Source organism: Mesorhizobium sp. RCAM 05104 (genome assembly GCF_059683645.1).
Window position 1 is genome coordinate 7,136,067 of record NZ_CM185033.1, and the last position, 25,258, is coordinate 7,161,324.

The 25,258-nt window shown below is 59.9% G+C and carries 28 protein-coding genes and 1 pseudogene; 27 read left to right on the forward strand and 2 right to left on the reverse strand.

Annotated features, from left to right (window positions below; translation table 11 throughout):
- The first annotated feature begins 53 nt into the window (after positions 1 to 53).
- From AC56QP_RS34845 to AC56QP_RS34895, 11 genes are all read left to right on the forward strand, one after another.
- The gene (locus AC56QP_RS34845; RefSeq protein ID WP_497100884.1) at positions 54 to 416 is read left to right on the forward strand and encodes an SHOCT domain-containing protein; all 363 of its coding nucleotides are present in this window, start codon (positions 54 to 56) and stop codon (positions 414 to 416) included.
- A 161-nt stretch (positions 417 to 577) separates the two neighbouring features.
- Entirely contained in the window at positions 578 to 778 is a 201-nt protein-coding gene (locus AC56QP_RS34850; protein WP_489863442.1) for a hypothetical protein, read from the forward strand.
- Positions 739 to 849, forward strand: a complete 111-nt coding sequence (locus tag AC56QP_RS34855) for a hypothetical protein (RefSeq protein ID WP_489861454.1) — start codon at positions 739 to 741, stop codon at positions 847 to 849. The genes AC56QP_RS34850 and AC56QP_RS34855 overlap by 40 nt, the downstream gene beginning before the upstream one ends.
- 600 nt (positions 850 to 1,449) lie before the next feature.
- Positions 1,450 to 2,325 carry a substrate-binding domain-containing protein gene (locus tag AC56QP_RS34860; protein ID WP_497109060.1) on the forward strand — a complete coding sequence of 292 codons (876 nt, stop codon included), beginning with the start codon at positions 1,450 to 1,452 and terminating at the stop codon, positions 2,323 to 2,325.
- Positions 2,322 to 3,779: a sensor histidine kinase gene (locus tag AC56QP_RS34865; RefSeq protein WP_497100883.1), complete on the forward strand. Its 1,458-nt coding sequence runs from the start codon at positions 2,322 to 2,324 to the stop codon at positions 3,777 to 3,779. Before AC56QP_RS34860 ends, AC56QP_RS34865 begins: the two co-directional genes overlap by 4 nt.
- Complete coding sequence (locus AC56QP_RS34870) at positions 3,769 to 5,112, forward strand: sigma-54-dependent transcriptional regulator (protein WP_489861450.1); 1,344 nt, start codon at positions 3,769 to 3,771, stop codon at positions 5,110 to 5,112. The genes AC56QP_RS34865 and AC56QP_RS34870 overlap by 11 nt, the downstream gene beginning before the upstream one ends.
- A 156-nt stretch (positions 5,113 to 5,268) precedes the next feature.
- Entirely contained in the window at positions 5,269 to 5,796 is a 528-nt protein-coding gene (locus tag AC56QP_RS34875; RefSeq protein WP_489861449.1) for an arsenate reductase (azurin) small subunit, read from the forward strand.
- Between the two features lie 15 nt (positions 5,797 to 5,811).
- Positions 5,812 to 8,349 (forward strand): arsenate reductase (azurin) large subunit, encoded by a 2,538-nt coding sequence (locus AC56QP_RS34880; protein WP_489861448.1) that lies wholly within the window; start codon positions 5,812 to 5,814, stop codon positions 8,347 to 8,349.
- A gap of 92 nt (positions 8,350 to 8,441) precedes the next feature.
- Positions 8,442 to 8,822 carry a c-type cytochrome gene (locus AC56QP_RS34885; RefSeq protein ID WP_489861447.1) on the forward strand — a complete coding sequence of 127 codons (381 nt, stop codon included), beginning with the start codon at positions 8,442 to 8,444 and terminating at the stop codon, positions 8,820 to 8,822.
- A gap of 7 nt (positions 8,823 to 8,829) precedes the next feature.
- Positions 8,830 to 10,107: a molybdopterin molybdotransferase MoeA gene (locus AC56QP_RS34890; protein WP_497100882.1), complete on the forward strand. Its 1,278-nt coding sequence runs from the start codon at positions 8,830 to 8,832 to the stop codon at positions 10,105 to 10,107.
- Between the two features lie 12 nt (positions 10,108 to 10,119).
- Positions 10,120 to 10,722: a nitroreductase family protein gene (locus tag AC56QP_RS34895; protein WP_489861445.1), complete on the forward strand. Its 603-nt coding sequence runs from the start codon at positions 10,120 to 10,122 to the stop codon at positions 10,720 to 10,722.
- 423 nt (positions 10,723 to 11,145) lie between these two features.
- Here the strand turns inward: AC56QP_RS34895 and AC56QP_RS34900 are convergent, their stop codons facing one another.
- Positions 11,146 to 11,400 (reverse strand): DUF1344 domain-containing protein, encoded by a 255-nt coding sequence (locus AC56QP_RS34900; protein ID WP_497100881.1) that lies wholly within the window; start codon positions 11,398 to 11,400, stop codon positions 11,146 to 11,148.
- 256 nt (positions 11,401 to 11,656) lie between these two features.
- Between AC56QP_RS34900 and istA the strand changes: the two are divergent.
- From istA to AC56QP_RS34970, 14 genes and pseudogenes are all read left to right on the forward strand, one after another.
- Positions 11,657 to 13,150: pseudogene (gene istA / locus AC56QP_RS34905) on the forward strand (IS21 family transposase); the annotation flags it as partial.
- 5 nt (positions 13,151 to 13,155) lie between these two features.
- Entirely contained in the window at positions 13,156 to 13,884 is a 729-nt protein-coding gene (istB, locus tag AC56QP_RS34910; protein ID WP_489858710.1) for an IS21-like element helper ATPase IstB, read from the forward strand.
- 268 nt (positions 13,885 to 14,152) lie between these two features.
- Positions 14,153 to 14,413 (forward strand): exopolysaccharide production repressor protein, encoded by a 261-nt coding sequence (locus AC56QP_RS34915; protein ID WP_489861443.1) that lies wholly within the window; start codon positions 14,153 to 14,155, stop codon positions 14,411 to 14,413.
- A gap of 841 nt (positions 14,414 to 15,254) precedes the next feature.
- A complete protein-coding gene (locus AC56QP_RS34920; RefSeq protein WP_489861442.1) occupies positions 15,255 to 15,557 on the forward strand; it encodes a YdhR family protein in 303 nt (100 codons plus the stop codon).
- A 208-nt stretch (positions 15,558 to 15,765) separates the two neighbouring features.
- Positions 15,766 to 15,924, forward strand: coding sequence for a hypothetical protein (locus AC56QP_RS34925; protein WP_489861441.1), 159 nt, complete (start codon positions 15,766 to 15,768; stop codon positions 15,922 to 15,924).
- A gap of 236 nt (positions 15,925 to 16,160) precedes the next feature.
- The gene (locus tag AC56QP_RS34930; protein WP_489861440.1) at positions 16,161 to 16,739 is read left to right on the forward strand and encodes a DUF922 domain-containing protein; all 579 of its coding nucleotides are present in this window, start codon (positions 16,161 to 16,163) and stop codon (positions 16,737 to 16,739) included.
- A 186-nt stretch (positions 16,740 to 16,925) separates the two neighbouring features.
- Positions 16,926 to 17,138, forward strand: coding sequence for a cold-shock protein (locus AC56QP_RS34935; RefSeq protein WP_489861439.1), 213 nt, complete (start codon positions 16,926 to 16,928; stop codon positions 17,136 to 17,138).
- Between the two features lie 282 nt (positions 17,139 to 17,420).
- Positions 17,421 to 18,257, forward strand: a complete 837-nt coding sequence (locus AC56QP_RS34940; RefSeq protein WP_489861438.1) for a heparan-alpha-glucosaminide N-acetyltransferase — start codon at positions 17,421 to 17,423, stop codon at positions 18,255 to 18,257.
- Between the two features lie 461 nt (positions 18,258 to 18,718).
- Positions 18,719 to 19,141 carry a hypothetical protein gene (locus AC56QP_RS34945; protein WP_489861437.1) on the forward strand — a complete coding sequence of 141 codons (423 nt, stop codon included), beginning with the start codon at positions 18,719 to 18,721 and terminating at the stop codon, positions 19,139 to 19,141.
- Positions 19,142 to 19,226: 85 nt separating this feature from the next.
- On the forward strand, positions 19,227 to 19,460 hold the full coding sequence (locus AC56QP_RS34950; protein WP_489861436.1) for a hypothetical protein: 234 nt from the start codon (positions 19,227 to 19,229) through the stop codon (positions 19,458 to 19,460).
- Positions 19,457 to 20,914, forward strand: a complete 1,458-nt coding sequence (locus tag AC56QP_RS34955; protein ID WP_489861435.1) for a TolC family protein — start codon at positions 19,457 to 19,459, stop codon at positions 20,912 to 20,914. The genes AC56QP_RS34950 and AC56QP_RS34955 overlap by 4 nt, the downstream gene beginning before the upstream one ends.
- Before the next feature lie 16 nt (positions 20,915 to 20,930).
- Positions 20,931 to 22,289 carry a multicopper oxidase family protein gene (locus AC56QP_RS34960; RefSeq protein WP_489861434.1) on the forward strand — a complete coding sequence of 453 codons (1,359 nt, stop codon included), beginning with the start codon at positions 20,931 to 20,933 and terminating at the stop codon, positions 22,287 to 22,289.
- A gap of 43 nt (positions 22,290 to 22,332) precedes the next feature.
- Complete coding sequence (locus tag AC56QP_RS34965; protein WP_489861433.1) at positions 22,333 to 22,821, forward strand: cupredoxin domain-containing protein; 489 nt, start codon at positions 22,333 to 22,335, stop codon at positions 22,819 to 22,821.
- A gap of 26 nt (positions 22,822 to 22,847) precedes the next feature.
- Entirely contained in the window at positions 22,848 to 23,132 is a 285-nt protein-coding gene (locus tag AC56QP_RS34970) for a copper-binding protein (RefSeq protein ID WP_489863441.1), read from the forward strand.
- A gap of 69 nt (positions 23,133 to 23,201) precedes the next feature.
- On the opposite strand, the gene AC56QP_RS34975 is transcribed toward AC56QP_RS34970, so the two are convergent.
- A complete protein-coding gene (locus tag AC56QP_RS34975) occupies positions 23,202 to 23,573 on the reverse strand; it encodes a hypothetical protein (RefSeq protein WP_489861432.1) in 372 nt (123 codons plus the stop codon).
- A gap of 377 nt (positions 23,574 to 23,950) precedes the next feature.
- Between AC56QP_RS34975 and AC56QP_RS34980 the strand changes: the two genes are divergently transcribed.
- Positions 23,951 to 24,793, forward strand: coding sequence for an FAD-dependent oxidoreductase (locus AC56QP_RS34980; RefSeq protein WP_489861431.1), 843 nt, complete (start codon positions 23,951 to 23,953; stop codon positions 24,791 to 24,793).
- Positions 24,794 to 25,258, forward strand: a complete 465-nt coding sequence (locus AC56QP_RS34985; RefSeq protein WP_489861430.1) for a hypothetical protein — start codon at positions 24,794 to 24,796, stop codon at positions 25,256 to 25,258.

Consider the following 25,258-nt stretch of genomic DNA (forward strand, 5'->3'; position numbering starts at 1 on the left):
GTAGCATAACTGAGGAAGCAATCCGCCGGTGTCGGTCGTCACGGAGCAAGCTGATGGAAAAAATTCTGACCAAGAATTTCGCCGCGGCGATCGCGGTTCTGGTCCTCTTGCCTGGTCCAACATGGGCACAGGCACCGGCAGACACGGATAGATACGCTTATGGCCCGCACATGATGTGGTGGGGTGGAGGCTGGTACGCCATGATTTTCGGTCCGCTGTTCATGATCCTGATGCTTGCGGTGCTGATTGCCGCCGTAGTCGTTCTCCTGCGTTGGATAGGCGGTCCATGGCAGGCAGTGCTCCCACATCACACGCCCCCGGGCCGCACATCGCTCGACATTCTCAAAGAACGCTTTGCGCGCGGGGAGATCGACAAGGACGAGTTCGAAGAGCGCCGACGCGTGCTCGGTGAATAGGCCACCTTCGCCGAATGGTTGAAGGCTGCAGAAGTCGCTATTCGACGGAAGTGCTTTCGACTAGCCGAAGAAAGGACGCTTGTGCAGATATTGCTCATCCTTAATGACCGCCTTACGGTACCGAACGTTGCTACAATGGTCTTCGGCTTGCTCTTGCTCTCATCAAGAGCGAGCCTGAAACCATGATCACCGTGTTTCTGATGGCCGATGCCGTGGCGGCCGCGAAAGCGGGCCAGAAGACTCCCGACGGCAACTACAATGTTGAACGCATGCTAAAGGGGTGGTTGTCGGCAAGGGACAGGTTCTGCTGTGTGGCACCTGCATGGAAGCGCGCGGCCTCGCAGACACCGAGATGGTGCTAGGCGCGCAACGCAGCAGTATGGCGGAACTCGCTGCCGCCACGCTCGCCGCCGACAAGGTTCTGGTATTCTGAATAGCTGCCGAGGAGTCACCGGACATGGCTTTGAACTAACTCGACTATAACGCCAGCACGCCAATCAATCCGGCGGTTGCGGCAGCCGCCTCAAAAAGCCGATTGCATGAGTCCGGCGCGGGTGACGGATTCAGACCTCGCTCGATGGAGCGATACCTCACCGGCGCAGCGCGCTTCGAGTGTTCGTTCACGTGTCTTGGGGCAAGGACGCGCGAGGCTGGTGTCGTGGCTCAGCGGCGAGATGCCCAATGGATGCTCTACCGCATCGCCGATCTCCCCGACTGGGCACGAACAGTTGTAAATGGCGCGCTTGACGGGATCGAGTTGGAGCCCGAGCACCAGAATGATCTTAATCGGATGGCCGGAGCCCCGGACGGGACCTAGCCGTCGAACAGGAGTCCGGGTCACCATCGGCAATTACCTGTCTTGGCAGGCGAACGCGGCTGACGGGTCTGGTAGCGCATCGAAACTGGCGTTCCTGTGGTCAGTTGCCGGGGCGCGCCCAACTGTCGCCACGCTGTCGTTTATCGATTAAGATCGTGCTGGCGACTAAACGGCCGTCATTGGGAGGAATACTTGACTCATGATGCGCGGCATTGCGTGCGGCAAGGCAATGCACCGAGCCGGCGTGCCCTTTTGAAGGGGACGCTAGCGGGGGCGGCCTCGCTCGCTTTCCGTTCAAGCGCTTCGGCAGAGGACGTTGCGTTCAAGTTTGGCCTCACGCCAGTCTTCCTGTCGAACGATCTCGAACTTCTCGGCCATTTGCAAACGTTCCTGTCGTCCAAACTCGGTGGCCCTGTCGAACTTGTGACGCGTCGCACTTATCAGGAAATCACCGCGCTGCTCGTGTCGGGCGAGATCCATTCAGCCTGGATTTGCGGCTATCCCTACGTCCAATTCAAGGCCGACCTCGATCTGGTCGCAACGCCGGTCTGGCTTGGCAGACCCCTATACCAATCCTACCTGGTTGCATCTGCCGACCGCGTCGTCGAAGACTGGACCGGGCTTAAGGGCGATGTCCATGCGTTTTCCGACCCGGATCCGAACTCAGGCTTTCTGGTCACCCGGACGCTTCTCGCGAAGAACAAGCTCTTGCCCGAGGCTTTCTTTTCGCGGAACTTTTTTACTTACGGGCACCGCAACGTCGTTCGCGCGGTGGCAGCTGGCCTGGCGCAATCGGGCAGTGTCGACGGCTACGTCTACGAGGTGATGCGCCAGACGGAGCCTGACCTGATCAAGCAAACCAGAATTGTCAGGCAATCGGAATGGCTCGGCTTCCCGCCAGTGGCATCGCCAAAATCCCTTGCGAGCGATGCCCGGGTGAAGGCCCTGCAGCAGGCCCTTGTTTCCATGAAAGACGATGCCGAAGGCAAGAAAGTCCTCGACCTTCTTAGACTGGACGGCTTTCTGGCAACTGACCCATCGCTCTTCGACACGATTGCGGCCGAGGTCGAAATCGTGAGGCAATTCGGATGACCATGATCCGCCGCTTCAGGTCGATCCCGGTCACCTATCGCGTGCCGGCAATCGTTGCGTTGCTGATGGTTGTGATCAGCGCGGTGATTTCGGAACACGTTCTAGACCGCCTCTCGCGCACGCAAGAGGGCTCCCTGAACGGCCTTGCTGAAACATACCTCGACGGCCTCTCGTCCGCTGTCATCCCTTCGGTCCTGAGAGGAGATGTTTGGGAGGTGTTCGACGCACTTGACAGGTCCAAGTCGTCTTACGCGGCTCTGTCTCCGATCGAAACGGTCGTGACCGGGTCGGATGGTCGGATCCTGGCAGCGACGGACCCCACTCGAATGGCGACGTACTCGCAACTTCCGGACAGTTATCTGAGCCGCTATGGTCCTGGTGTCGTGACGATCGACGAATCCGCTCTGACCGGCTTCGCCAAGCGCGATCTCATCTATCAAGGACAGCCTGTCGGGACCATCCACGCCACTTTCGACGTCTCGCGCCTGTTCGCCGAGCGTCGCGAAATCTTGTTCACCCTGCTGGTCACCAATGGCTTGCTGGCTGTGCTTTTTTCGCTCGGCGGCTTTCTCATCGTCCGGCAGATGATCGCACCGATGCGCGTCCTCGAAAACCACATGCGATCCGCCGCGCATGGTGCGGCCGAGCCAATTTCACCGGGCGAAATTCCAGCAGGAGACTCGGAGGTGGCGGGGCTTTTCCGCGGCTACAACACCCTCGTCCATGCCGAGCGTGAGCGCGCGAATTTTGCCATGCAACTGGCCGAGGAAGAAAAGCTGTCCAGCCTGGGTCGGCTGGCATCCGGAATGGCCCACGAAATCAACAATCCCTTGGGGGGCCTCTTCAACGCCCTGGATACATTGAAGAGGCATGGCGAAACCCCAGGTGTTCGCGATACATCGATCAGCCTGATCGAGCGCGGCCTCACTGGAATTCGCGACGTCGTCGAGGCCGCGCTTGCGACCTACCGTCCAGAGCGGTCGCAACGGCTTCTCACTGCGGAAGACTTCGATGACGTCCGCCTTTTGCTCAAGCCTGAACTGCGCCGCCGACGGCAGAGCCTGGATTGGGACATGGCATGGAACGGCGCCGGGGAGCTTCCGATCAAAGGAGGTCCCGTGCGCCAGGCCGTGCTCAACCTGCTGCTCAATGCGAGTACCGTAACGCCGGAGGGAGGGGTAGTCTCATTGAAGGCAGGGAGCCGGGGCGACCGATTGCACATAGAGATCGGCGACCAAGGCCCTGGAATGCCGGCGGACATTGCCGCAATACTCACGCACGATGACCCTGGCCCTGCGGTCCGGGCTGGCCGGGGTCTCGGCCTGTGGATGGTCCGCCGTGTCGTTGACGATCTTGGCGGCAGTGCCAATATCACTGCCAAACAAGACGGAGGGACGGCGGTCACGCTCGAAATTCCCTTCGGTGGGGAGACCGTCAAAGCCAATGCTGCCTGACCGCCCACGGATAGGACTTGTCGAGGACGATCCCGTCATGGGTGGATCGATCCTTCAGCGCCTGGAGCTCGAAGGTTGGCAGGTGACGTGGTGGCAGTCGGGAGGTGAGGCGATCAACGGCATACCTGTGCTTGCGGATACGCTCGATCTCCTCATCTGCGATATCCGGTTGCCCGACATTTCCGGCGAGTTGGTCTTCAACGCCGTGGCCAAGATCCCGAACGCGCCGCCGTTCATGTTCGTCACCGGGTTCGGCGAGGTCGACCAGGCGGTGCGGCTGATGCGGTCGGGGGCGGTCGATTTCATGACCAAGCCCTTCGCCATGGACGAGTTCCTGCGGCGCATCGAGGCGGGGCGCAGCACGACCAACGCGGAGCTTCGGCTGAAAGGCTATTTTCTCGGCGAGTCGCGCGGCATCCAGTCCGTGGAAGACCTCCTGCATCGTTATGCGCGACACGACATGCCGGTCCTGATTACTGGTGAAACCGGAGCTGGCAAGGAGGTAGCGGCCCGGCTGCTGCACCAGATATCGCCGCGAAGCGCCGAACCGTTCGTGTCCGTGAACTGCGCGGCCATTCCTGCAGAGCTACTCGAAAGTGAGATTTTCGGTCACGAGAAGGGCGCCTTTACGGGGGCGCAGCGACGCCACCTCGGTTATGCGGAACGCGCCGGCAAAGGCACGCTGTTTCTTGATGAGATCGGCGACATGCCGCTGTTGCTTCAGGCAAAGATGCTTCGGCTGATCGAGGAAGGGAGCTTCCATCGCGTCGGCGGCGAAGCGCCGGTTACTCTTGGCGCGCGCATCGTGACCGCGACCCATCGCGATCTTGCAATTCGCGGCGGAGCGACGGGCTTTCGCGAGGACCTGTATTTCCGGCTGGCGGTCCTGCCGGTGGAGATCCCGCCGCTCAGACAGCGACCGGAAGACATCGACTGGCTCATGGACCGGTTCCTGGAAAATGCCGTGAGCCGTTCGGACATGCGCATTCGCGGGTTCAGCGCGCTGGCAGAGGAGGCCGCCCTTGCCCATCCCTGGCCAGGCAATGTCCGGGAACTCAGAAACCGCGTCGAACGCGCCGTGGCCCTCTCGACCAGCGAATGGATCATGCCCTGCGACCTGTTCCCCGACAGCGCGGCCAGGACCGTCAGCGCTTCGTTCGCGCCGCTCGCCGATGTCCGCGACGCCGCCGAGCGCCGCCAGATCGAGCGCGCGCTCGAAGAGACTGGCGGACAGATCGCCAAGGCGGCCAGCCTTCTTGCCATATCCAGGACGACGCTGTGGGAAAAGATGACCCGCTTTGGCCTGACAGAAGGGCCACGTTCGGAAAGCTGAACCTTCGGCGCTGCAACATGTTCGGAATTTCGAACGTCGCGTCCGGTCCAGCCGGATGGTTCAATGCACTTTCCCTAATGAAATGAGAGACCTGCTCGCTTGGCACAGGTGTTGCACGGCTCCTGGCGGAGAAGACTTCGCCAATGGGAGGAATGCATGGATCGCTGCAACAAGCTGGTCGACGTCGGCCGCCGTCAATTTCTGAGGGGAGGGGCATTTGCCGCCGCAGGGATGGCCACGGCAGTGGCCTTGCCGGCGCAATCTCAGGCCAAGGCCGCACCGGGTCTCGCTCTGGTCGAATACCCTTCGAACAAGTTGGCCAACGTTGCCGACCTGAAGGTCAACGAACCCCTGGAGGTCAACTATCCAGACGAGAACGCGCCCGGCGTGTTGCTGAAGCTTGGAACCAAAGTGGAAGGCGGCGCCGGCGCTGAAGGCGACATCGTCGGGTTCTCGACCGTATGCCCACACAAGGGATTCCCGCTCAACTACAACGCCCAGGATCACTCCTTCAACTGTCCTGGCCACTATTCGCGTTTCGACGCGGATGCCGGAGGGCAGCAGATTTGGGGCCAGTCGACGGCGAACCTTCCTCAATACGCGCTGCGCATCGACGCCAAGGGCGACATCTATGCCGAGGGAGTCGACGAACTCCTCTATGGCCGCCTGAGCAACGTACTTTAAGGGAGGATCGGATCAATGGCTTACAAACGTCACATCGACCGTCTGCCGATCATTCCGGCCGACGCCAAGAAGCACAACGTCACCTGCCACTATTGCATCGTCGGCTGCGGCTATCACGCCTATACCTGGCCGACCAATAAGCAGGGTGGCACCGATGCCGCCTCCAACGCTTTCGGGGTCGATCTTTCTCAGCAGCAAGCCGCCGAGACCGACGCCTGGTACGCGCCCGCCATGTACAATGTGGTCAAGCAGAACGGCCAGGATGTCCACATCGTCATCAAGCCGGACAAGGACTGCGAGGTGAATTCCGGACTGGGATCGATCCGTGGCGCCCGCATGGCTGAAAATCGCTTCAGCGCCACGCGCGGAACACAGCAGCAGCGCCTGACCTCGCCGATGGTCTGGCGATATGGCCAGATGCAGCCGACCTCCTGGGACGACGCGCTCGACCTCGTCGCAAGGGTGACGGCCGCCGTGGTCAAGGAGCAGGGTGAAGATGGGCTGTTCGTCTCCATGTTCGATCATGGTGGCTCAGCCGGCGGCTACGAGAACACCTGGGGCACTGGAAAGCTCTATTTCGGCTCGATGAAGGTCAAGAATGTCCGCATCCACAACCGCCCGGCCTACAACTCCGAAGTTCACGCCACACGCGACATGGGCGTCGGGGAACTGAACAATTGCTACGAGGATGCCGAACTGGCCGATACGATCATGGCTGTTGGCACCAACCCGCTCGAGACCCAGACCAACTATTTTCTCAATCACTGGATACCCAATCTGCGGGGTGCGACGCTCGACAAAAAGAAGGCGCAAATGCCCGACGAGCCGCACGCAGCGGCGAGGATCATCATCGTCGACCCTCGTCGCACGGTCACGGTAAACGCTTGCGAGGCGGAAGCCGGGAAGGACAATGTCCTCCATCTCGCTCTCAATTCGGGAACGGACCTTGCGCTCTTCAACGCGCTGTTCACCTACATCTCCGACAAGGGATGGACTGACAACGACTTCATCAAGAACAGCACGGTCCAGGAAGGCAAGCCACGGCCAGCGCTCTACCCGGCACGCGGCGAGGCTGACGGCAAGCCCGGTCACCTGACAAACTATTCAGGCGCGGTGGAAGGCTGCAAACTCTCGATCGACGAGGCTGCCAAGATCACGGGCCTGAAGGCAGAGGATATCGTCAAGGCGGCCGAATGGATTGCCATGCCCAAGGAGGGCGGCAAGCGGCGGCGCACCATGATCGGCTACGAAAAGGGCCTGATCTGGGGCAATGACAACTATCGCACCAACGGCGCCCTTGTGAACATCGCGCTGGCGACAGGCAACATCGGACGCGAAGGCGGTGGCGTAGTTCGCCTGGGCGGACACCAGGAAGGTTACGTGCGTCCGTCCGACGCGCATGTCGGAAGGCCAGCGGCTTATGTCGACAAGCTCCTGATCGAAGGCAAGGGCGGCGTTCACCACATCTGGGCCTGCGACCACTACAAGACCACGCTGAATGCCCATCAGTTCAACATGGTCTACAAGAAGCGCACCGACATCGTGAAGGATGCGATGAACGCCGTGCCCTATGGCGACCGCGATGGAATGGTCAAGGCAATCACGGCTGCGATCAAGGCCGGAGGTCTGTTCTCGGTCGACGTCGACATCATTCCCTCGAAGATCGGCGCGGCGAGCCATGTTTGGCTGCCGGCCGCGGAGTCCGGTGAGATGAACCTCACTTCCATGAACGGCGAGCGCCGTATGAGGCTTGTCGAGCGCTATATGGACCCGCCTGGCAACGCCAAACCCGACTGCCTGATCGCGGCCGGAATCGCCCAGCACCTGGAGAAGGTGCTACGCGACATGGGCGACATCAAGTATGCCGACCAGTTCAAGGGCTTTGACTGGAAGACCGAAGAAGACGCCTTCATGGACGGCTATCATCAGAATGCTGGCGGCGGCAAGCACGTCACCTACGAGCGGTTGAAAGCCATGGGCAACAACGGCTTCCAGGAACCGGCCACGGCCTTTACGGACGGCAAGATCGTCGGCACGAAGCGTCTTTACGCCGATGGCGTGTTTTCCGGGGAGGGCGGCAAGGCCCACTTCATGGATGCTCCATGGCGCGGCTTCCAGGCGCCCGGCAAGGACGCGCAGAAGGCGAAGTTCAAATATCTGATCAACAACGGGCGGGCCAATCTCATTTGGCAAAATGCCTTCCTCGATCAGGCCAACGACTTCGTCATGGACCGCATGCCGTTCCCCTACATCCAGGTGAACCCGGACGACATGGCCGAACTGGGGGTCAAGCCCGGTGATCTGGTTGAGGTCTTCAACGACGATGGCTCGACCCAGGCTATGGTCTATCCGACGCCGACGGCCAGGAAAGGCGAGACCTTCATGCTGTTCGGATTCCCGACCGGCGTGATGGGCAACGTCATCAACGACGGCGTCAACGAGTTGGTGATTCCCAACTACAAGCAGACTTGGGCGGACATCCGAAAGATCTCGGACGCGCCGGAAGGCGTGAAGCATTTGACGTTCAAGTCGTTGGAGTATCGGGCGTCATAGAGTTCTGCACTCGCTCCGCCGCGGGCCTGGCGTTCGCAAGCCCGCGGTGGAAATTCCTTGGACCTCGTCGACTTCCAAAAGGGAGAAATGGAGTGAAGTTCGAAAGCATTTTCGTTGCCGTCTCCGTTCTGACTGCGTGTGTCACCGCGGCCAACGCGCAGGACGTTGAAGCAGGCAAAACGGTTTTCAAGAAATGCGCGGTCTGCCACGCGGCCGACAGCACGACCAACAAGGTGGGCCCCCATCTCGGCGGTCTGATCGGCCGCACGGCGGGAACCGTCACAGGATTCAACTATTCGAAGGCGATGACCACAGCGGGAGCAGGAGGCCTGGTTTGGAACGAGGAGACGCTGGCCAAGTATCTCGTTGAGCCAAAGGCGATTGTCCCGGGCACGAAAATGGCGTTCGCCGGGTTGAAAAAACCCGAGGACATTCAGAACGTCATTGCATACCTGAAGAGCATTCCCAATTAGAGGCCACATGGAACCAGCCATCGCTTTGACAAACGAGACCTGCCAGGCGGGTGCCGACGGCAGGGTTATCTCTGTCGATATCGCCGCCGCCAAGGCAGTCGCGGTCGCCAGGACCGTGCGCGAAACGGAGCATGTGTCGCTGATGGCGGCGAGGGGCCGAATCCTCGCCCACGACCTCTTCGGATCGATCGACCTGCCGCCGTTCGATAATTCGGCGATGGACGGCTACGCGGTAAGGCTGGCTGATTTTGTCGGGGCTGGTCCCTGGAGGCTCTCGGTCAGCGGCAGGATCGCGGCAGGTGAGTGCTCGCCCGGACAGCCATCCGCTTCGAAAGAAGCGCTGAGCATATTCACTGGTGCACCCGTGCCCGGAGGGTTCGACGCCGTCGTCATGCAGGAGCACTGCGAACGCACGAACGATGCCGTCGTCATCACAAGGCTCCCGCGGCGCGGAGAAAACATTCGTAACGCGGGCGAGGATGTGCGGGTGGGGAAGCGCCTGATGGGCGCTGGAGACCAACTGTCGCCTCAACGGCTTGCGCTTTTGGCGGGTCAGGGAATGGCCGAGGTGGAGGTGCTCCGGAAGGTTCGCATCGGCCTGATCTCCACGGGGACCGAACTTAAGGAACCCGGTGAGATCCTCGATCCCGGACAGATCTACAATTCCAACCGCGTCATGATCCGGGCTATGCTGTCGGCAGCTTCCTGGGCCGAGATCATTGACTTCGGCATCGTTCCCGATCGGCGCGACGCGCTGGCTGCGACATTCGGCGAAGCGGCGTCGCGTTGCGACGTACTCGTCACCACAGGTGGCGTTTCCGCAGGCGAAGAGGATCACGTCGTGTCGGCGCTCGGACAGCGCGGTGGCACGCTGGATATTCTCAAGGTGGCAATGCGGCCGGGAAAGCCCGTGAAGATCGGAATGATCGGGACAATGCTGTTCGCTGGACTCCCCGGCAATCCTAACGCTGCTCTGGTGACCTTTCGCCAGATCGCGCTGCCAGCGATCCGGGCGATCGCAGGACTGCGCAGCGTGGAAGCTGACTGGTCACCGGCGGTGGCAGGATTTGCCTATGAGAAACGGCTCGGGCGGACCGAGTTCGTTCCTGTCCGGGTCACGGGCCGTGACGAATTCGGACGTCCCGTTTTGGATATGCTTGGTCGTGGCTCGTCGGCAAGTCTGATGGCGATGGCTCTCGCTGATGGCATCGCCATGCTTCCGCCTGACGTCGGCTCGATCGAGCGCGGCATGCCGCTGCGCTTTGAATCCTTCTGTTGCCAGTAGGTTTCGACGGCGATGGCCGGAGAGAATCCCATCATCAATGCAATTCTTGCGCGGCGTTCGATTTCGCCGCGAAGATTGACGTTGCCTGGTCCGGACGAACACCAGATCGGGCTTATGGTGGAGGCCGCCGTTGCCGCGCCGGATCACGGCCGGCTGCGACCGTGGCGGTTCATCTTGATCCACGACGAGGACCGCGAAGCTTTGGCTTCGGCCTTCCGCGATGCGGCGCTCGAACTCGACCCGAACAATTTCGGCGACTCCGCAAAGCGCGAGGCGGAAAAGGCCTACAACGCGCCCTGCCTGATCGCGGTCGTCGGCCGCGTCGAGACAGCACATCCGGTGATACCCGAAAGCGAACAATGGATTTCGATCGGAGCCGCAATCCAGAACATGCTGCTCGCGGCCGAGGATCTCGGCTTCAGCGCCATGATCGTCAGCGGCAAGAAGGTCGACACCAGCGCCCTTTCCCGATCGTTCGGGCTCGGAACCGAGGAGAATTTGGTGGGATTCATTGCGGTCGGTTCCTACGTGGGGCCGCGTCCCTCACATGAACGTACAGCTGCCGAAAGCGCCATTGCTGACTGGCTTCCTGACGGGCAGCCCGGTCACGAGTAGCGAGATGATTGGCCAACGCTGAAGTGAGATAATGAGGCGCGGGTTTCCGGAGCCGACTGATCGGCAAATCGCCACGTTGTTCCCACGAGGGAGCCGCCGACAGCCCTATTGGGACGCTCTTTTGCCGACGATATTGACCGCTCCATTGCGAACGTTCGCTGCGATATCCGTGACCCTTATTGTCCGATGCGGCGTCCAATTTGCCTGGGGTTCTTGGAAGCTTTTCGAACTTTCTGTCATGCGCCTCCAGCTGAATTGCGCGCGCTTGTGGATGAGATTGAGTATCAGGACACGCCATGAGGCAAGCTTGATCGAGCATTACGATACTCGCGCGCGGCCTTCGATTGATCCATCCCGCTTAGCAAGAGCATCTGACCCAAAAACCGGGCTGGCAGAGCCAACCCGGCCTTTTGTTTTGCAAGCCTACTTGGCCTGATGAATACTCGAAACCGAAAGCTTGCCGGCCTTGGTGGTGTAAGTGACACTCACCTTTTCACCGACTTTCAGCGTCTCGGCTTCGATGCCTTCCGGGAGGGTGAAGGTCTGCCCGTCGGACAACGTGATCGAGTCACCATTCTTGTCGACGCTGGTGATCGTGCCCGTGGTTGCTTTGGCAAAGGCTCCCGTGGAGGTGGCGACTGCCAGGATCATAGCGGTAGCGATGACTGACTTCTTCATTTTCTTCCTTGTTGGGTTGTGATGCTGCAACGGGCCTCGAGCCCAGAGCGGCAGCCAGGGCGATCCGGAGTAGCTCGGCTCCCGGATCATCTCTCTCACCTCGAGAGGATGGAGTGAGCATAGGCTTGAGAGTTTTCACGGTGTGTTTCGGCGTGGAATAAGGACCCCGTTTCAGGGGTGATCGGCGTCCAAAAAGGACCCCTGTAACGCGGGGTTGTCACACTGCCTCCGGGTTCATCGGAGGCATTTGTTTTGGATGTTGGTTGTGGAGACGATTGCGAAGATACGCCGGCTGTCGCTGGTTCATGGGAAGTCGATCAAGGAGATTTGCCGCGAGTTGCGGATCTCCCGGAAGGTCGTCCGCAAGGTTCTGCGATCTGATGCGACTGAGTTCCGTTACGAGCGCGAGCGGCAGCCGATGCCGAAGATCGGTCCCTGGCAGGGTCAGCTCGATGGATTTTTGAACGGCAATCACAGCAAGGTTGGGCGCGAGCGGCTAACGCTGATCCGGATCTTTGAGGAGCTTCGCGGTCTCGGATACGACGGCAGCTACGATGCGGTTCGCCGATACGCCAAGAGCTGGTCGAAGGCGCAGGGATCAGCGACGGCGGAAGCCTATGTGCCGTTGTTCTTCCCGCCGGGCGAGGCCTACCAGTTCGACTGGAGCCACGAGATCGTCCTGATCAATGGCGTGACTGTGACCGTGAAGGTCGCCCATGTCCGGCTCTGCCACAGCCGCATGATGTTCGTCAGGGCCTATCCGCGCGAGACGCAGGAGATGGTGTTCGACGCGCACGACCGCGCTTTTGCCTTCTTCGGTGGTGCCTGCACGCGCGGCATCTACGACAACATGAAGACCGCGGTGGAGACGGTGTTCGTCGGCAAGGACCGCCAATACAATCGCCGCTTCCTGCAGATGTGCAGCCATTATCTGGTGCAGCCGGTCGCCTGCACGCCGGCGTCGGGCTGGGAGAAGGGTCAGGTCGAGAATCAGGTCGGGCTGGTGCGCGAGCGCTTCTTCACGCCGCGGCTACGCTTCAAATCCTATGACGAACTCAACGCCTGGCTGCTCGACAAATGCATCGCCTACACCAAGGCGCACCGTCATATTGACCAGCCGGAGCGCACGATCTGGAACGTGTTCGAGGAAGAGCGCGGCAAGCTTGTCGAGTATCGTGGGCCCTTCGATGGATTCCACACGGTCCCCGCCTCGGTGTCGAAGACCTGCACGGTGCGCTTCGACAACAACAAATACTCGGTGCTCTCGACGGCCGTCGGCCGCCCCGTCGAGGTCCAGGCCTATGCCGATCGCATCGTCATCCGTCAGGACGGCAGCCTCGTCGCCGAACATGTCCGCTCGTTCGGGCGCGGCGAGACGATCTACGACCCCTGGCACTATGTCCCAGTGCTTGCCCGCAAGCCCGGAGCGTTGCGCAATGGCGCGCCGTTCCAGGGCTGGGTTCTGCCATCGGCAATGGAGCGGGTCCGGCGCAGATTGAAGTCCGCGGACGACGGCGATCGGCAGATGGTGGCGATCCTGGCTACCGTTCTCAGTGACGGTCTCGACGCGGTCGAGGCGGCCTGCCAAGAGGCACTCGACCAGAACGTCTGCTCGTCAGCCGTCATCATCAACATCCTGGCACGGCAGCGCGATCCGGCGCCGGCAATCACCGTTCTTACTCCGGACGCGCTCCGCCTGCAGCATGAGCCGCAGGCCGACTGCGCCCGCTACGACAGCCTCAGGAGGGCAAGCTGATGGAACGCACCCAGGTTCTGGATCTTATGGGGACGCTGAAGCTCTATGGCATGCGCAGCGCCTACGACGAGGTCATGGCGACAGGCATCAAGCGCCAGCACGAGCCGCCGAGGATCGTCGGCGATCTGCTGTCGGCCGAGATCGCCGAGAAGCAGGCCCGCTCCATCAAATACCAGCTCACTGTCGCCAAGCTGCCGATCGCCAAGGACATCGATGAGTTCGACTTTGACGGCACGCCAGTCAACGAGGTGCTGGTCCGGGACCTTGCCAACGGCACCTTCGTTGCCGATCAGCGCAATGCCGTTCTCATCGGCGGCACCGGAACCGGCAAGTCGCATCTGGCAATCGCCATTGCCCGCGCCCTGATCCGCAACGGCTCACGTGGCCGCTTCTTCAACGTCGTCGATCTCGTCAACCGGCTCGAGATCGAGCACCGTGGCGGCAAGCAAGGCCGCATCGCCGACTACCTCACCCGGCTCGACTTCGTCGTGCTCGACGAGCTCGGCTATCTCCCGTTCGCCCAGGCCGGTGGGCAGTTGCTCTTCCATCTGATCAGCCGGCTCTACGAGCGCACATCGATCATCGTCACCACCAACCTGGCATTCGGCGAATGGCCCGCCGTCTTCGGCGACCCCAAGATGACCACCGCGCTGCTCGACCGTCTCACCCATCACTGCGAGATCATCGAGACCGGAAACGAATCCTGGCGCTTCAAGAACCGCGCCTGATCACCCCATCACGCCGATCCGCACTCGCCGGGCTGCGCAACCCAGACCAGCTCCGCCCGGCGAGCGCTGACCATTGTGCCTCAAAAAAGGGGTCCCTTTTGCGAGCCGATCCAGGGTCCCAATTGCGGGCCGATTGACACCTACTGCCTGATCAGAGTTATGCGACCCGGGAATGAACCCGCCCCGAGGACTTTGATACTTGCGCGACTGCTAAAATAGTGAAAATTTCGCCTGGAACCCGTTGGGGAATGGGAACCGGATTGGGGCGATGTATTTTCCGCAGTTTCTGGTGGGGATGTTCACCACGTCTGCCCTCGTTGGGGCTTGGGCCTATGTGGCCACGGGATCTATCTGGAAGGCTGTTGCCTGGGGCATCATCACTGCGATTCTGTTGCAGGTCGGGTACTTCGCGCTTGTGTTCAGGCTTGTCTACGTGCGGCGAGCCACCGAGCAGGAGGTGGAGGAAAATCCGGGCGCCACCAAACAGCCGGTCGTTCCGAGTCAGCCACTTCACGGAGACGGTCGCTAAAAAAGGCCTGAAGCTCCACGACCGCTTCGGCCCGGATGCTCCGGCAATGGAATGGGGCATTCGGCCGAAGCTGCGGTGCGCCAAGTGCGGCGGGAAGAAAGTCGGGCTGGTCTACGCGCCCGATACCAGCCCGAACGCTTATGGCAAGACTGAGGGCGGCCGATATCGGATGGAACATTAGAGGCTGCTAAGAGTTCGTGCTGGGCGGCAGATAACGATCCGTCGGAATCTGCTGAAGATCGGACAACAAAACCTCATCGGCCTGCGCTCTCCGCCACGAGGCGCGGGCTTTCAGACTGGCCAGGGAAAAAAAGTGCTGCCTCATAAACGAATGTATTAGCAGGGTCTAATGTGCTATATTTGCGCATGTGAGGGCTTTGCAATGACAGTTTCGCAAAGGTATATTGTCTCCCTGATAGGGCTAGTTTTGTCTTTTGATGCGGACGCTCACGATTGGTATTCCGACAAAACGGACCCGGTCCTTCATTTTAAGTGCTGCGGCAACCGTGACTGTCACCCGCTCGCTTCCAGCGACGTCAGGACGACCAAAGACGGCTATTTTGTAAGACAGCCTCAACCCTATGCTCGGAACGACCCGCCGACGGGGGAGTGGTTCATTCCCCGAGACCGCGTCCAAGCGGCGCCAGATGAGCGTTTTCATATCTGCGAGCCTTTGATTCCAACGTTCCGTGTCGGCAGATACCGGATGCGGTGGACGTGCTTCTTCGCTCCGATGAGCACAGGTTCAATCGCGCCACGCCGCTAAAGCCAATTTGGCCATGCTCTGGTGCAAGATGTTAGGAATGATTTGTCGCAACGAGACAATAAAGGAGGAAAGACCATGTCGGGCAAAATTCTGCAAATAAACTACAAACTTAACAGCCCAAGGGCTGAGTATGAGAAAGAAAACTTGCCATATGCACAACCCATCGCGGATATACCTGGCCTGCGCTGGAAGGTCTGGATTATAAACGAGAGCCAAAGCGAAGCCGGCGGGATTTACCTGTTCGACGATGATGCCGCCGCGCAGTCCTTCGTGGACGGGCCAATTATTGCGGAGATGAAAGGTGACCCGACGTTGAGCATCAAGGCGTTTGATGTGATCGCGGAATTGACGACCATCACCCATGGCCCGGTGATGTAGTAGTATCATCTTCGACGTGACCTGAGACCCTTGTTCCCTCCATTTCAATGGAGAGTCCGGCGCTTCATTTCTGGCCTCATGCGGCCTGTTTTTCCAGCGCCATTTTTATGGCGAATTCGATGGGCGTGATGTTGCCCAGGGCTGAGTGTGGGCCGAGATCGCCCGTGGTGGCTATGTGGCCCAGGCGTTTGCCTCACCCGGACAGCGTATGATCGAGATCGATGGTGCGCCCACGCCGCGCAACATGGACGTGCGGCTTTATACTTATGATGGCCAGGTGTTGCTCGCGGCCGCGCGCTTATACCAGGGCCAGACAACCAATTTCCGGACACCCGGCAGCGGGTTTGCCCCGGTGCTAGTGATCTAAGGATGCAGGGATCGGGAAGCCCACCATTGCGCATCATCGTTGTGGCGGCCGCGATCTTTCCTGATCGGTGCTCCAAATTCGGTCAAGCAGTGTAGGATGGGGGCTATGGCCAGTGCTGCAGGGCTTCACAACCCTTGTGATGCGGTCAATCGGCGATCGTAACCCTTACAACGGCTGCGGCAGCGGCCGTAGTAGGTTCCAACTGTTTACTTATAAGCAGATTAAGGAGTGCCAACATGATACCTCAGTTCTCGAGTATGAGCAGATACGTTGCGGTTCTCTGCGGCCTCGTCTTCACGCTTAGTGCAGGGGAGGCGCGATCTGACGTAAAACTCGACGTCACCTATTCGACCTATCAATTGCGGGGCCTTAGCCGGCAGGCGATCCATGACGACCTGCACCGTGTGGCCAAGAGGGACGGAGACGGTATTATTGAAGGCGAGGTCGCAGATCTCTGGGATTGGAATTTCAGGTTTGCGGCGACCGGAAACTCCTGCCGGGTCACGTCGGATGAAATCGTACTCAAGCTCAGAATTCTACTTCCGACCTGGGTAGACGATGCGCGCGCCGATCCAACCACGCGCACGGCCTGGAACAATTACTTTCAGGAGCTGAAGGCCCATGAGGATGGCCACAAAGCGATTGCGCTGGAGGCAGCTAAACAGGTTAGCAAGTTGACCCACGGCGCCACGGCCCCGGGAGCATGTACAGCTCTGGAGCGGTCACTAAATCGCGCTGCCAAACAGATTGTCGAGAATTCAGAAAAGGCGCAGGATCAGCATGAGGCCAGCCTCCCGTCGTATACGCTCGAATAAATCGACGTTCGATTTCCAAGGAAGGGTCGTCCAGTAGGGAAAGATAACTGCGGACACCTTGGCGGCCATCGAGACACCCCCCATTGCTGTGGTTCTTGGCTGCATGATCCCTTGCTTGCAAGTTTTCGCGTTTCTGCCTCTATCTCAATCTCGACGCAACCGGTCTGGCTTACAAGGGATACGCATATGGCTACTGGCACCGTGAAGTGGTTCAACAGCACCAAGGGCTTTGGATTCATTCAGCCCGACGACGGCGGTCAAGATGTGTTCGTTCATATTTCCGCAGTCGAACGCGCGGGCCTCTCAACCCTGGTTGATGGCCAGAAGATTAACTATGAGGTCGAGCAGGATCGCCGTACCGGTAAATCTTCTGCTGGCAGTCTCAGCAAAGCAGGCTGATTTTCTGTCTGGGCAGAAGCCTGAGCCCCGCGAAGAGCGTCGGTAGCTGGGTTCGGTCGACATTGATTGGGGTTCGTTTCCTCCGCTAGATCGGTTGACTGCCTGCGGCGGCGATACATCGTGCTGAGCTAAAGTGGCCTCGATGTGATGTAAGCTCACACACGGAAGGTCTGATGCAGGATGCAACGCCGCAACGGCTACTGATGCCACGCGCGGCCAGCTTCTTTCACCCGGTTCATCCGTGATAGTCGTCCTGCCCGAGTTGAACCAGATCGCGAGACCATGAGCATCCTTAAGCGGACCGCATCCGTTCGAGATCAATCGAAGCGAATCGTCGCCATCGACGTCCTGCGCGGCATCGCGTTCATCGCCATGGCGAGCTACCATTTCACCTGGGATCTGGAATTCTTCGGCTACACTGATCCGGGCCTGACCGCCTTCGGCTGGTGGAAGATCTACGCGCGCTGCATCGCCTCGACCTTCCTGTTCCTGGTCGGCGTCAGCCTGTACCTCGCCCATGGCCAGCAAATAGGCTGGAGCGGCTTCTGGAAGCGTTTCGCCATGGTTGCCGGAGCCGCGATCGCCGTCTCGGTCGTCACCCGCATCGCCATACCGGACGGCTTCATCTTCTTTGGCATACTGCATGAGATCGCGCTGGCAAGCCTGCTGGGTCTCGCCTTCCTACGCCTTCCGGCGCTACTGACGCTTGCCGTTGCCGCGCTTGTCATCGCGGCGCCCGTCTATCTGCGCTTCGAGGCCTTCGACCGTCCCTGGCTATGGTGGGTCGGCCTTTCCCGCCACAGCCTCGCCTTCTACTTGATCCACCAGCCGCTGCTGATCGGCTGTGTCTGGCTGTTTTCGCAAGTGATGCCGGCCAAGGTTGAAACGCCACAGGTTAACTTCCAGAAAACCTGCCAGCTATCGTGCGAACAGTCGCGCGGCAGCAAATTCTGCTCCAGCTATTGTGGCTGCATGCTCGATACGCTGGAGGGCGAGGCCTCGCTTGATCGGCTCTACAACAACAACGATCAGACTGCGGAATGGAGGGCGCACCTGGGTGACCTCGTCCGCATGTGCACCGCCAGCACAGACATCAAAATGGAGGAAGGCGCCAAATGACCGACAGGCCACTGACCAGGGCTCGTACGTTGGCCCGCGCCTTGCCCTGCATGATCTCGCGGATGAGATGCCGGTCCGAGGCGAAAGAGCCGGGTAAGGTGGGCTCACCGCTGCACGACGTCGTCATCCTCGTTAGAGGGCAGCATCTCCGTCGTGGCCCACAATTACGCATTGAAACATCATCGGTGTGTCTCATATGTGCGCCGTGTCGGATATCTCCTCCCATTCGTTCCGGCGCGTTCCCCACTGGAGGTTCCAAACCTTCATAGTTGGCCGGGCTCTGACAGTTCGACTTTTTTATTGGCAAACGAGCCTGTCACCACATCGGACTGATGCGACGCGTCGGTGCATTCTCATGTCAAGCATGAGTGGCTATTCGCGGCTATGTCTGGTTGCACTGCAACAAATTGACGGCAATTGGTCTTGACAAATCTAGCGAACACTTGTCCCAAGGGGGCTTGATGAGAAACCTCGGCCGAACCTCGATTGCAGGAATTGCGCCCCTCCGCGCGGTGCTGGCGGTCGTGTTTCTGGTTATGTCTTCTCTCCAGCCAGGGCTTTTCGCTAACGCGAACGCCACCGGTTTTCACAGCGACTCCGGGCTGACGCTTCAGGTCGAGAAATCTCCGCACGACACCGGCGACCACGTTGGCCACCACGATGCGGCGGCGGCGGCCGAAACGGATGTGGACGAGAAACATCCCGGTGGTGAGAAATCGTCAGATGAGAGCTGCGAAGTCCACTGCGCGCCGCTGCATGCCGTGCCGGTCGACTGTCCTGACCTGGACCGCGCTGTCTCCCGCTGCTTTGCGGCCGTCGTTACCGAAGCGTCGGCGGGCGGCGAGTATACGGCGCATATAAGGCCTCCCAGACACCTGAACTGACGCCGCCCCATCGAGGGCGTTCGCGCGCAGCGTGCGGAATCCGTTCCGGCGCGGCCTAACGCACACGTTTAGCTTCAGGTCTACAATGAAATTCGCAAGCCTCGCGATGCTCGCATCGTTTTTGGTTGCCGGATGCGCGGCAACCACTCCACCGGACGTACTTCCGGCTTTCAATCCTTCTGATCCAGTGATGGGCATCCGTGATGCGCACTATCACCCGGTCGTCGCCAATTATCACCAACGGGAGCCCGTCGATCCGCAGAACTGGCGGCGTCTCAATGAAAAGCGCTCCCCTGCAAAAACGGGAGCCGGATCATGAAGCGCCGGTTCCTGAACATAGCTACGGTCATCGCCATCCCGCTGATCGCTGCCGGATGCACGACCACCGAGGCCCTTGACGGCGTTTCCGACCCCGTGGCTGGCTTCACGACTGTCGCGGCACGAGCCGGAGCGGTGACCGGCAAAAGAACGGCTTGGGTGCAGTCACGCGAGGACGCGCAGGCGCTCTCCGCGCAGGTAAAGAGCCTGGTTCAGAAGAAGACCATTGGTCCGGACGTCGCGGTGCAAGTTGCCCTGCTCAACAACAAGGGTCTGCAGGCCGCCTACGCCGACGTCGGCATGTCGGCGGCCGATGTCTGGCAGGAAACGATGCTCGTCAATCCGACAATCTCGGTCGGCATGATAGGCATCGATCCGGTACGTACGATCGAAGGGGCGGTGGTCAGCAACATCCTTGCGCTAGCGACTCATCGGCGGCGCGTCGCAGTCGCGGATGCGCGTTTCCGTCAGGCCCAGCTCCGCGCCGCCGAAGAAACGCTACGGCTCGCCGCCGACACGCGGCGGGCCTGGATCAACGCTGTATCGGCTTGGGAAAGCGTTTCCTATTTGAATAAGGCGCAAGCCGCCGCCGACGCTGCCTCCGAACTCGCTCAAAAACTTGGGGAGACGGGTGCCTTCACAAAGACCGGCCAGGCTCGCGAACACGTCTTTTATGCCGAGATCGTCGGTCAGGCAGCGGAGGCGCGGCTCGCCGCCAGGACTGCCAAGGAAGAACTCACCCGCCTCATGGGTCTATGGGGGCCTGACCTCGATTACTCGGTCCCCAACATGCTTCCAGCCCTGCCGAAGGGTACCAAGGCCAAACGCGCGATCGAGGCGGAGGCGCTAGGAAATCGTGTCGACCTCGAGATCGCGAAGCTTGAGCTTGAGGCGTTGGCGAAATCCTATGGTCTCACCGAAGCGACGCGCTACGTCACCGATCTCGAACTTCTCTCCGGGGTGGAAGTGGAACGGGAGGAGTCGGAGGAGGGCGGAACGGAGACGAGCGTCTCTCCCACTCTGGAACTCGAGTTTGTGATACCGATTTTCGACACCGGCAAGGCCCGCATGCGCAAGGCCGAACTCGCCTACATGCAAGCCGCAAACCGGATGGCGGAAAAGGCGGTCAACATCCGCTCCGAGGCCAGGACCGCCTATGACGCCTACCGTTCGACCTATGACATTGCTCGGCATTATCGGAACAGTGTCGTGCCGCTGCGAACAAAGATCGAGGCGGAGTCGGTCCTCACCTACAACGGCATGATCACCAACACGTTCGAGCTGCTGGCGGACACCCGCGCGAAGATCAGCTCGATCATGCTTTCCCTCAACGCCAAGCGCAACTTCTGGCTGGCCGACGTCAATCTCGGAACCGCCATCCACGGTGGCGGCGCAAGCGCGCCCGGGGGCGGCGACGCACCGGCCGCAGCCGAAGCGGGCGCCGAAGGCCACTGAACTCAAGGAGAAGAAAATGCTTTCAAGACGTCAATTACTCGGCGCGGGAGCCTTGCTCGCCGGCGCCACGGCATGGACCAAGACCTCTGCGATGGGCTTGCCGGATGCCGCTGTCATGGAATCGCCGGACATGCAGCCACCGATATTTCCGACGAGCGGGCCGGACTACCAGCCGGTGGTGACGCTCAACGGTTGGACGCTGCCCCACCGCATGAACAATGGTGTGAAGGAATTCCACCTCGTCGCCGAGGCGGTTGAGCGGGAGTTGGCGCCCGGCATGACCGCCTATCTCTGGGGTTATAACGGCCAGTCTCCCGGTCCCACCATCGAGGCAGTCGAGGGCGATCGGGTCCGTATCTTCGTGACCAACAAGCTGCCGGAGCACACCACCGTGCACTGGCACGGCATGATCCTGCCCTCGGGCATGGACGGCGTGACCGGCCTAACCCAACCCGGCATCCCGCCCGGCAAGACGTTCGTCTACGAGTTCGATCTCGTGAAGAGCGGCACCTTCATGTACCACCCGCACGCCGATGAAATGGTGCAGATGGCGATGGGTATGATGGGCTTCTTCGTCATCCATCCGAAAGACCCGAAGTTCATGCGGGTGGACCGCGACTTCGTGTTTCTGCTCAACGCCTACGACATCGAGCCCGGATCGTACGTCCCGAAAATCATGACCATGACTGATTTCAACCTGTGGTGTTGGAACAGTCGCCTGTTCCCCGGCATCAGCCACCTTGTCGTGTCCAAGAACGACAAGGTGCGGGTCCGGGTCGGCAACCTGACCATGACCAATCATCCGATCCACATGCATGGCTACGATTTCGAGGTGACCTGCACCGACGGCGGCTGGACCCGCCCTGAGGCTCGCTGGCCCGAAGTATCGATCGACATTCCGGTCGGCGCGATGCGGGCCTACGAGTTCGATGCCAAGTACCTGGGCGACTGGGCGATCCACTGCCACAAGTCGCATCACACGATGAACGCCATGGGTCATGACGTGCCCACGTTTATCGGTGTCGACAACTCGAAGGTCACCGACAAGATCCGACGCGTTCTGCCGGACTACATGGCGATGGGAGACAAGGGCATGGCTGACATGGGCGAGATGGAAATGCCGCTTCCTGACAACACCATTCCAATGATGACCGGTTGGGGTCAGTTCGGCGCTATCGAAATGGGAAGCATGTTCTCGGTCGTGAAGGTCCGTGAGGGCCTGTCTGCGAACGATTACGCTGATCCCGGATGGTACAAACATCCGGAAGGAACCGTGGCCTACGAGTGGACCGGTGATGTTCCAGCCCCCACAAAATCAGGCGACGCAAAAACGATGGCTCCGGCAGTGCACGGCGGTCACGGCAAACAGGGATGAGAAACCGAAACCCCTCAACCTCAACAATGAGAGAATATGCAGCATGAAACGTATATTAGCAGCGGCCGTTTTGATGGCGGTCAGTTCCGGAGCAGCTCTTGCCAGTGGAACCCACGCCGGAGGACATGGCGACAAAGCCGCCACGATGGCGATCGGCAACCCCGGCGAAGCTGGCATGGCAAAGCGTACCATCAACATCTCCATGTCGGAGAAGGACGACGGGACGATGTTGTTCCAGCCGGCCGTGCTCAAGGTGAAGAAGGGCGAGACCGTTCGCCTGAAGTTCGTCAACAAAGGGCAAGTCGACCACGAATTCGTCATGGATGTTCATGAGGGGATCATGGACCACAAGGCGCTGATGGAAAAATTCCCAGAGATGGAACACGCCGATCCCAACTCGATCCGGCTGGCGCCCGGCGCCAGGGGCGAGATCATCTGGACCTTCGCCAATGCCGGCGAATTCGGTTTCGCCTGCCTGGTCCCGGGGCACTACGATTCCGGCATGAAGGGCGACATCAGCGTCGCCAAGTGACTATCAAAACCGCAAAGGAAGACACCATGAGACTATTGGCAAAAGCACTCTCGACACTCGCGCTGATGTTCGTCATTGGCGGCATCGCGCTTGCGCAGGAATATGTGAAAGGCGAGGTCATCAAGGTCGACGCCAAACAGAAAAAGCTGACGATCAAACATGAGCCGCTGACGAATCTCGACATGCCCGCGATGACGATGGTGTTCGTCGTGGCGGAGGAGGGCCTGCTTGAGAAAGTCAAAACGGGTCAGGCGATAGAGTTCACAGCCGATCGCGTCAACGGACGCATCACGGTTACCGGTATCAAGTGATCCGGGACTGGCGCCGCGGGTTGATTTTCAACCCGCGGCCGCGGTCTGATCGGCCCATGAGCATAGGAGTCAGGATGACGGAGCCGCGCAGAATGTGACCCAAAGATTTTCTTTCCAGTCGTCATGCGCGGAGTGGTTCAGCAGAGGCATCTCGATCGCATATCTTCGCGTGCCGACGCTCACATACGCCGGATAATTACAGCGAACGCGGGCACGATGCCTGCCGGTATCTTCATACCTGATGGCACCACTCGCATCGGTCTCGATTAAGCCAATAGCGACATCAAAGTCATAGTCCCCATCTCGCGACACACTATTGTTCAGGACGCTGAGCTGGACCGACGTGGCATCTGGAAAGTTGGCAGCGTAAAAGATCAGTTGCTCCGCCGCCATCGAGGGCGTAGCCACCAACACGCCGGCAAATAGTGCAATGGCGCGCATTTCCTCCTCCCGAGGATCCGAGACGATGCTATCACCTATAGCATCCATGTTCGAATCGAATCTCTGTTTCGGTAGCGGGCCGCACCAAAAGGCTCGGCGATTGACCGTATTGCCTGACGGAAACGTGAGCGCTCATGGCTCTTTTCTTGCACTGCACCATATGCCATACAGCTTGTGTGAAGTTCTGGACCGTCTTCCCCCGTTTGCTTACGATTCTCGCTGTCGTGAGCCTTCTGACCGCGCCGATGGTGACACCGTCTGCTGCCGCCATGATGGTTGTCGATCCTATGGCGGCGTCGAAAGGCCCTCTCGCTGCTGGTCGGTGAGCAGGGAGCGCAAATGCTTATCCAGACCGCGCCGCTTCAGATCGTCCTTGCTTGTCGATCGATCGTTCCTTTTGCCATGTCCGGCTCTATTCAAAGAAATTTCAGGTCGAGTGTTCATTTCCGGACGTTCACAGCATCCTGTTTGTTGACAGAATTCCGCACACTGTGTCCGATATCGAACGCCATGTCACGTTAATGAGCGATGACTTCGGAGGCAAGCCTGCTGCCGGCCCTGATAGCTCAGAGGACACAATGGACCACGAACGTTATCGTCGCATGCATGGCGGCTCGGGCGCTTCGATGAAGAAGGCTTCATTCGAAGTGGCTTTGAAGGGCAAGACGCAGATCGCGCGAGACAGCTGGGCTTTCGTGTTCGAGAGACCGGACGGCTTGCGCTTCAAGGCCGGCCAGCATGTGCGGATGACGCTCATTGATCCTCCCGAAACGGACCGCGAGGGCGATAGCCGGTTTTTCTCGCTCGCCAGCACACCTCAGGAGCCCGATTTGGTTATCGCCATGAGAATGCGCGACACGGCATTCAAGCGCGTTTTGGGTCGCCTGCAATTCGGGGACAAGGTTCTCATGCAGATGCTGCTGGACGTGCCGCACAGGGCGTTTGCCTTGCACGAGGATCCTTCACGGCCAGCCGTTTTTCTTGTCGGGGGCATCGGCATCGTTCCGGCGTTCTCGATGATAAAGGACGCGATCGAGCGAAAGCTGTCGCACAGATTGTTTCTGTTCTACTCGAACCGGCGCCCGGAGGACGCGGCCTATCTGGAGGAGTTGCAGAGGCTGGCGGAGCAAAACCCGTCTTTCAAACTGATTGCGACGATGACTGAAGCGGCGCGGTCGGTCCTTGCATGGACCGGCGAAACGGAGCGCATAACCCACTAGATGCTTGCAAAGCATGTCGATGACCTGCTGCTTCCCGTCTACTACATTTCCGGGTTGCCGGAGATGGTCAGCGGCATGAAGACGATGCTCGGCGGTTCAGGAGTGCACGAGGCCAGCATACAGGCCGGGACGTTCACCGGATTCGATCTCAACATAATCGGCGGTGTCCCTGTTCGCAGGTGGAGGCGGTTCATTCCGGTGGCCGCAGCGGTTCTGACCGTAACCGTGCTGGTGATCCTGCACGTCGGCGCCGCCGTCTCGATATTTCGCAATGGCCTCGGTGGAATCTCCGGGGCGAGCCTGATCTGGTATCTAACGATCGGGATTGTTCTTGTACTTGCGCTGCTCAAGATCAGGTATTTTGCCGGTCGCCATCTTTCTGGCAGGGACAATGTTGGCAACGTTTTCCTGGGGCAGGGCGATCATACAAAACATCGGCAGGATGGCCCTACGGGACCTTTGTAG

Excerpts from the sequence above, each read along its gene's own strand:
- AC56QP_RS34895 (WP_489861445.1), top strand. The coding sequence starts at position 10,120 with ATGGCCGGAGAGAATCCCATCATCAATGCAATTCTTGCGCGGCGTTCG.
- AC56QP_RS34845 (WP_497100884.1), top strand. The coding sequence starts at position 54 with ATGGAAAAAATTCTGACCAAGAATTTCGCCGCGGCGATCGCGGTTCTG.
- AC56QP_RS34945 (WP_489861437.1), top strand. The coding sequence starts at position 18,719 with ATGAGAAACCTCGGCCGAACCTCGATTGCAGGAATTGCGCCCCTCCGC.
- AC56QP_RS34970 (WP_489863441.1), top strand. The coding sequence starts at position 22,848 with ATGAGACTATTGGCAAAAGCACTCTCGACACTCGCGCTGATGTTCGTC.
- AC56QP_RS34870 (WP_489861450.1), top strand. The coding sequence starts at position 3,769 with ATGCTGCCTGACCGCCCACGGATAGGACTTGTCGAGGACGATCCCGTC.
- AC56QP_RS34930 (WP_489861440.1), top strand. The coding sequence starts at position 16,161 with ATGATACCTCAGTTCTCGAGTATGAGCAGATACGTTGCGGTTCTCTGC.
- AC56QP_RS34880 (WP_489861448.1), top strand. The coding sequence starts at position 5,812 with ATGGCTTACAAACGTCACATCGACCGTCTGCCGATCATTCCGGCCGAC.
- AC56QP_RS34915 (WP_489861443.1), top strand. The coding sequence starts at position 14,153 with ATGTATTTTCCGCAGTTTCTGGTGGGGATGTTCACCACGTCTGCCCTC.
- AC56QP_RS34875 (WP_489861449.1), top strand. The coding sequence starts at position 5,269 with ATGGATCGCTGCAACAAGCTGGTCGACGTCGGCCGCCGTCAATTTCTG.
- AC56QP_RS34950 (WP_489861436.1), top strand. The coding sequence starts at position 19,227 with ATGAAATTCGCAAGCCTCGCGATGCTCGCATCGTTTTTGGTTGCCGGA.
- AC56QP_RS34920 (WP_489861442.1), top strand. The coding sequence starts at position 15,255 with ATGTCGGGCAAAATTCTGCAAATAAACTACAAACTTAACAGCCCAAGG.
- AC56QP_RS34975 (WP_489861432.1), bottom strand. The coding sequence starts at position 23,573 with ATGCGCGCCATTGCACTATTTGCCGGCGTGTTGGTGGCTACGCCCTCG.
- AC56QP_RS34935 (WP_489861439.1), top strand. The coding sequence starts at position 16,926 with ATGGCTACTGGCACCGTGAAGTGGTTCAACAGCACCAAGGGCTTTGGA.
- AC56QP_RS34985 (WP_489861430.1), top strand. The coding sequence starts at position 24,794 with ATGCTTGCAAAGCATGTCGATGACCTGCTGCTTCCCGTCTACTACATT.
- AC56QP_RS34855 (WP_489861454.1), top strand. The coding sequence starts at position 739 with ATGGAAGCGCGCGGCCTCGCAGACACCGAGATGGTGCTAGGCGCGCAA.
- AC56QP_RS34940 (WP_489861438.1), top strand. The coding sequence starts at position 17,421 with ATGAGCATCCTTAAGCGGACCGCATCCGTTCGAGATCAATCGAAGCGA.
- AC56QP_RS34965 (WP_489861433.1), top strand. The coding sequence starts at position 22,333 with ATGAAACGTATATTAGCAGCGGCCGTTTTGATGGCGGTCAGTTCCGGA.
- AC56QP_RS34960 (WP_489861434.1), top strand. The coding sequence starts at position 20,931 with ATGCTTTCAAGACGTCAATTACTCGGCGCGGGAGCCTTGCTCGCCGGC.
- AC56QP_RS34865 (WP_497100883.1), top strand. The coding sequence starts at position 2,322 with ATGACCATGATCCGCCGCTTCAGGTCGATCCCGGTCACCTATCGCGTG.
- AC56QP_RS34955 (WP_489861435.1), top strand. The coding sequence starts at position 19,457 with ATGAAGCGCCGGTTCCTGAACATAGCTACGGTCATCGCCATCCCGCTG.
- AC56QP_RS34890 (WP_497100882.1), top strand. The coding sequence starts at position 8,830 with ATGGAACCAGCCATCGCTTTGACAAACGAGACCTGCCAGGCGGGTGCC.
- AC56QP_RS34925 (WP_489861441.1), top strand. The coding sequence starts at position 15,766 with ATGATCGAGATCGATGGTGCGCCCACGCCGCGCAACATGGACGTGCGG.
- AC56QP_RS34900 (WP_497100881.1), bottom strand. The coding sequence starts at position 11,400 with ATGAAGAAGTCAGTCATCGCTACCGCTATGATCCTGGCAGTCGCCACC.
- istB (WP_489858710.1), top strand. The coding sequence starts at position 13,156 with ATGGAACGCACCCAGGTTCTGGATCTTATGGGGACGCTGAAGCTCTAT.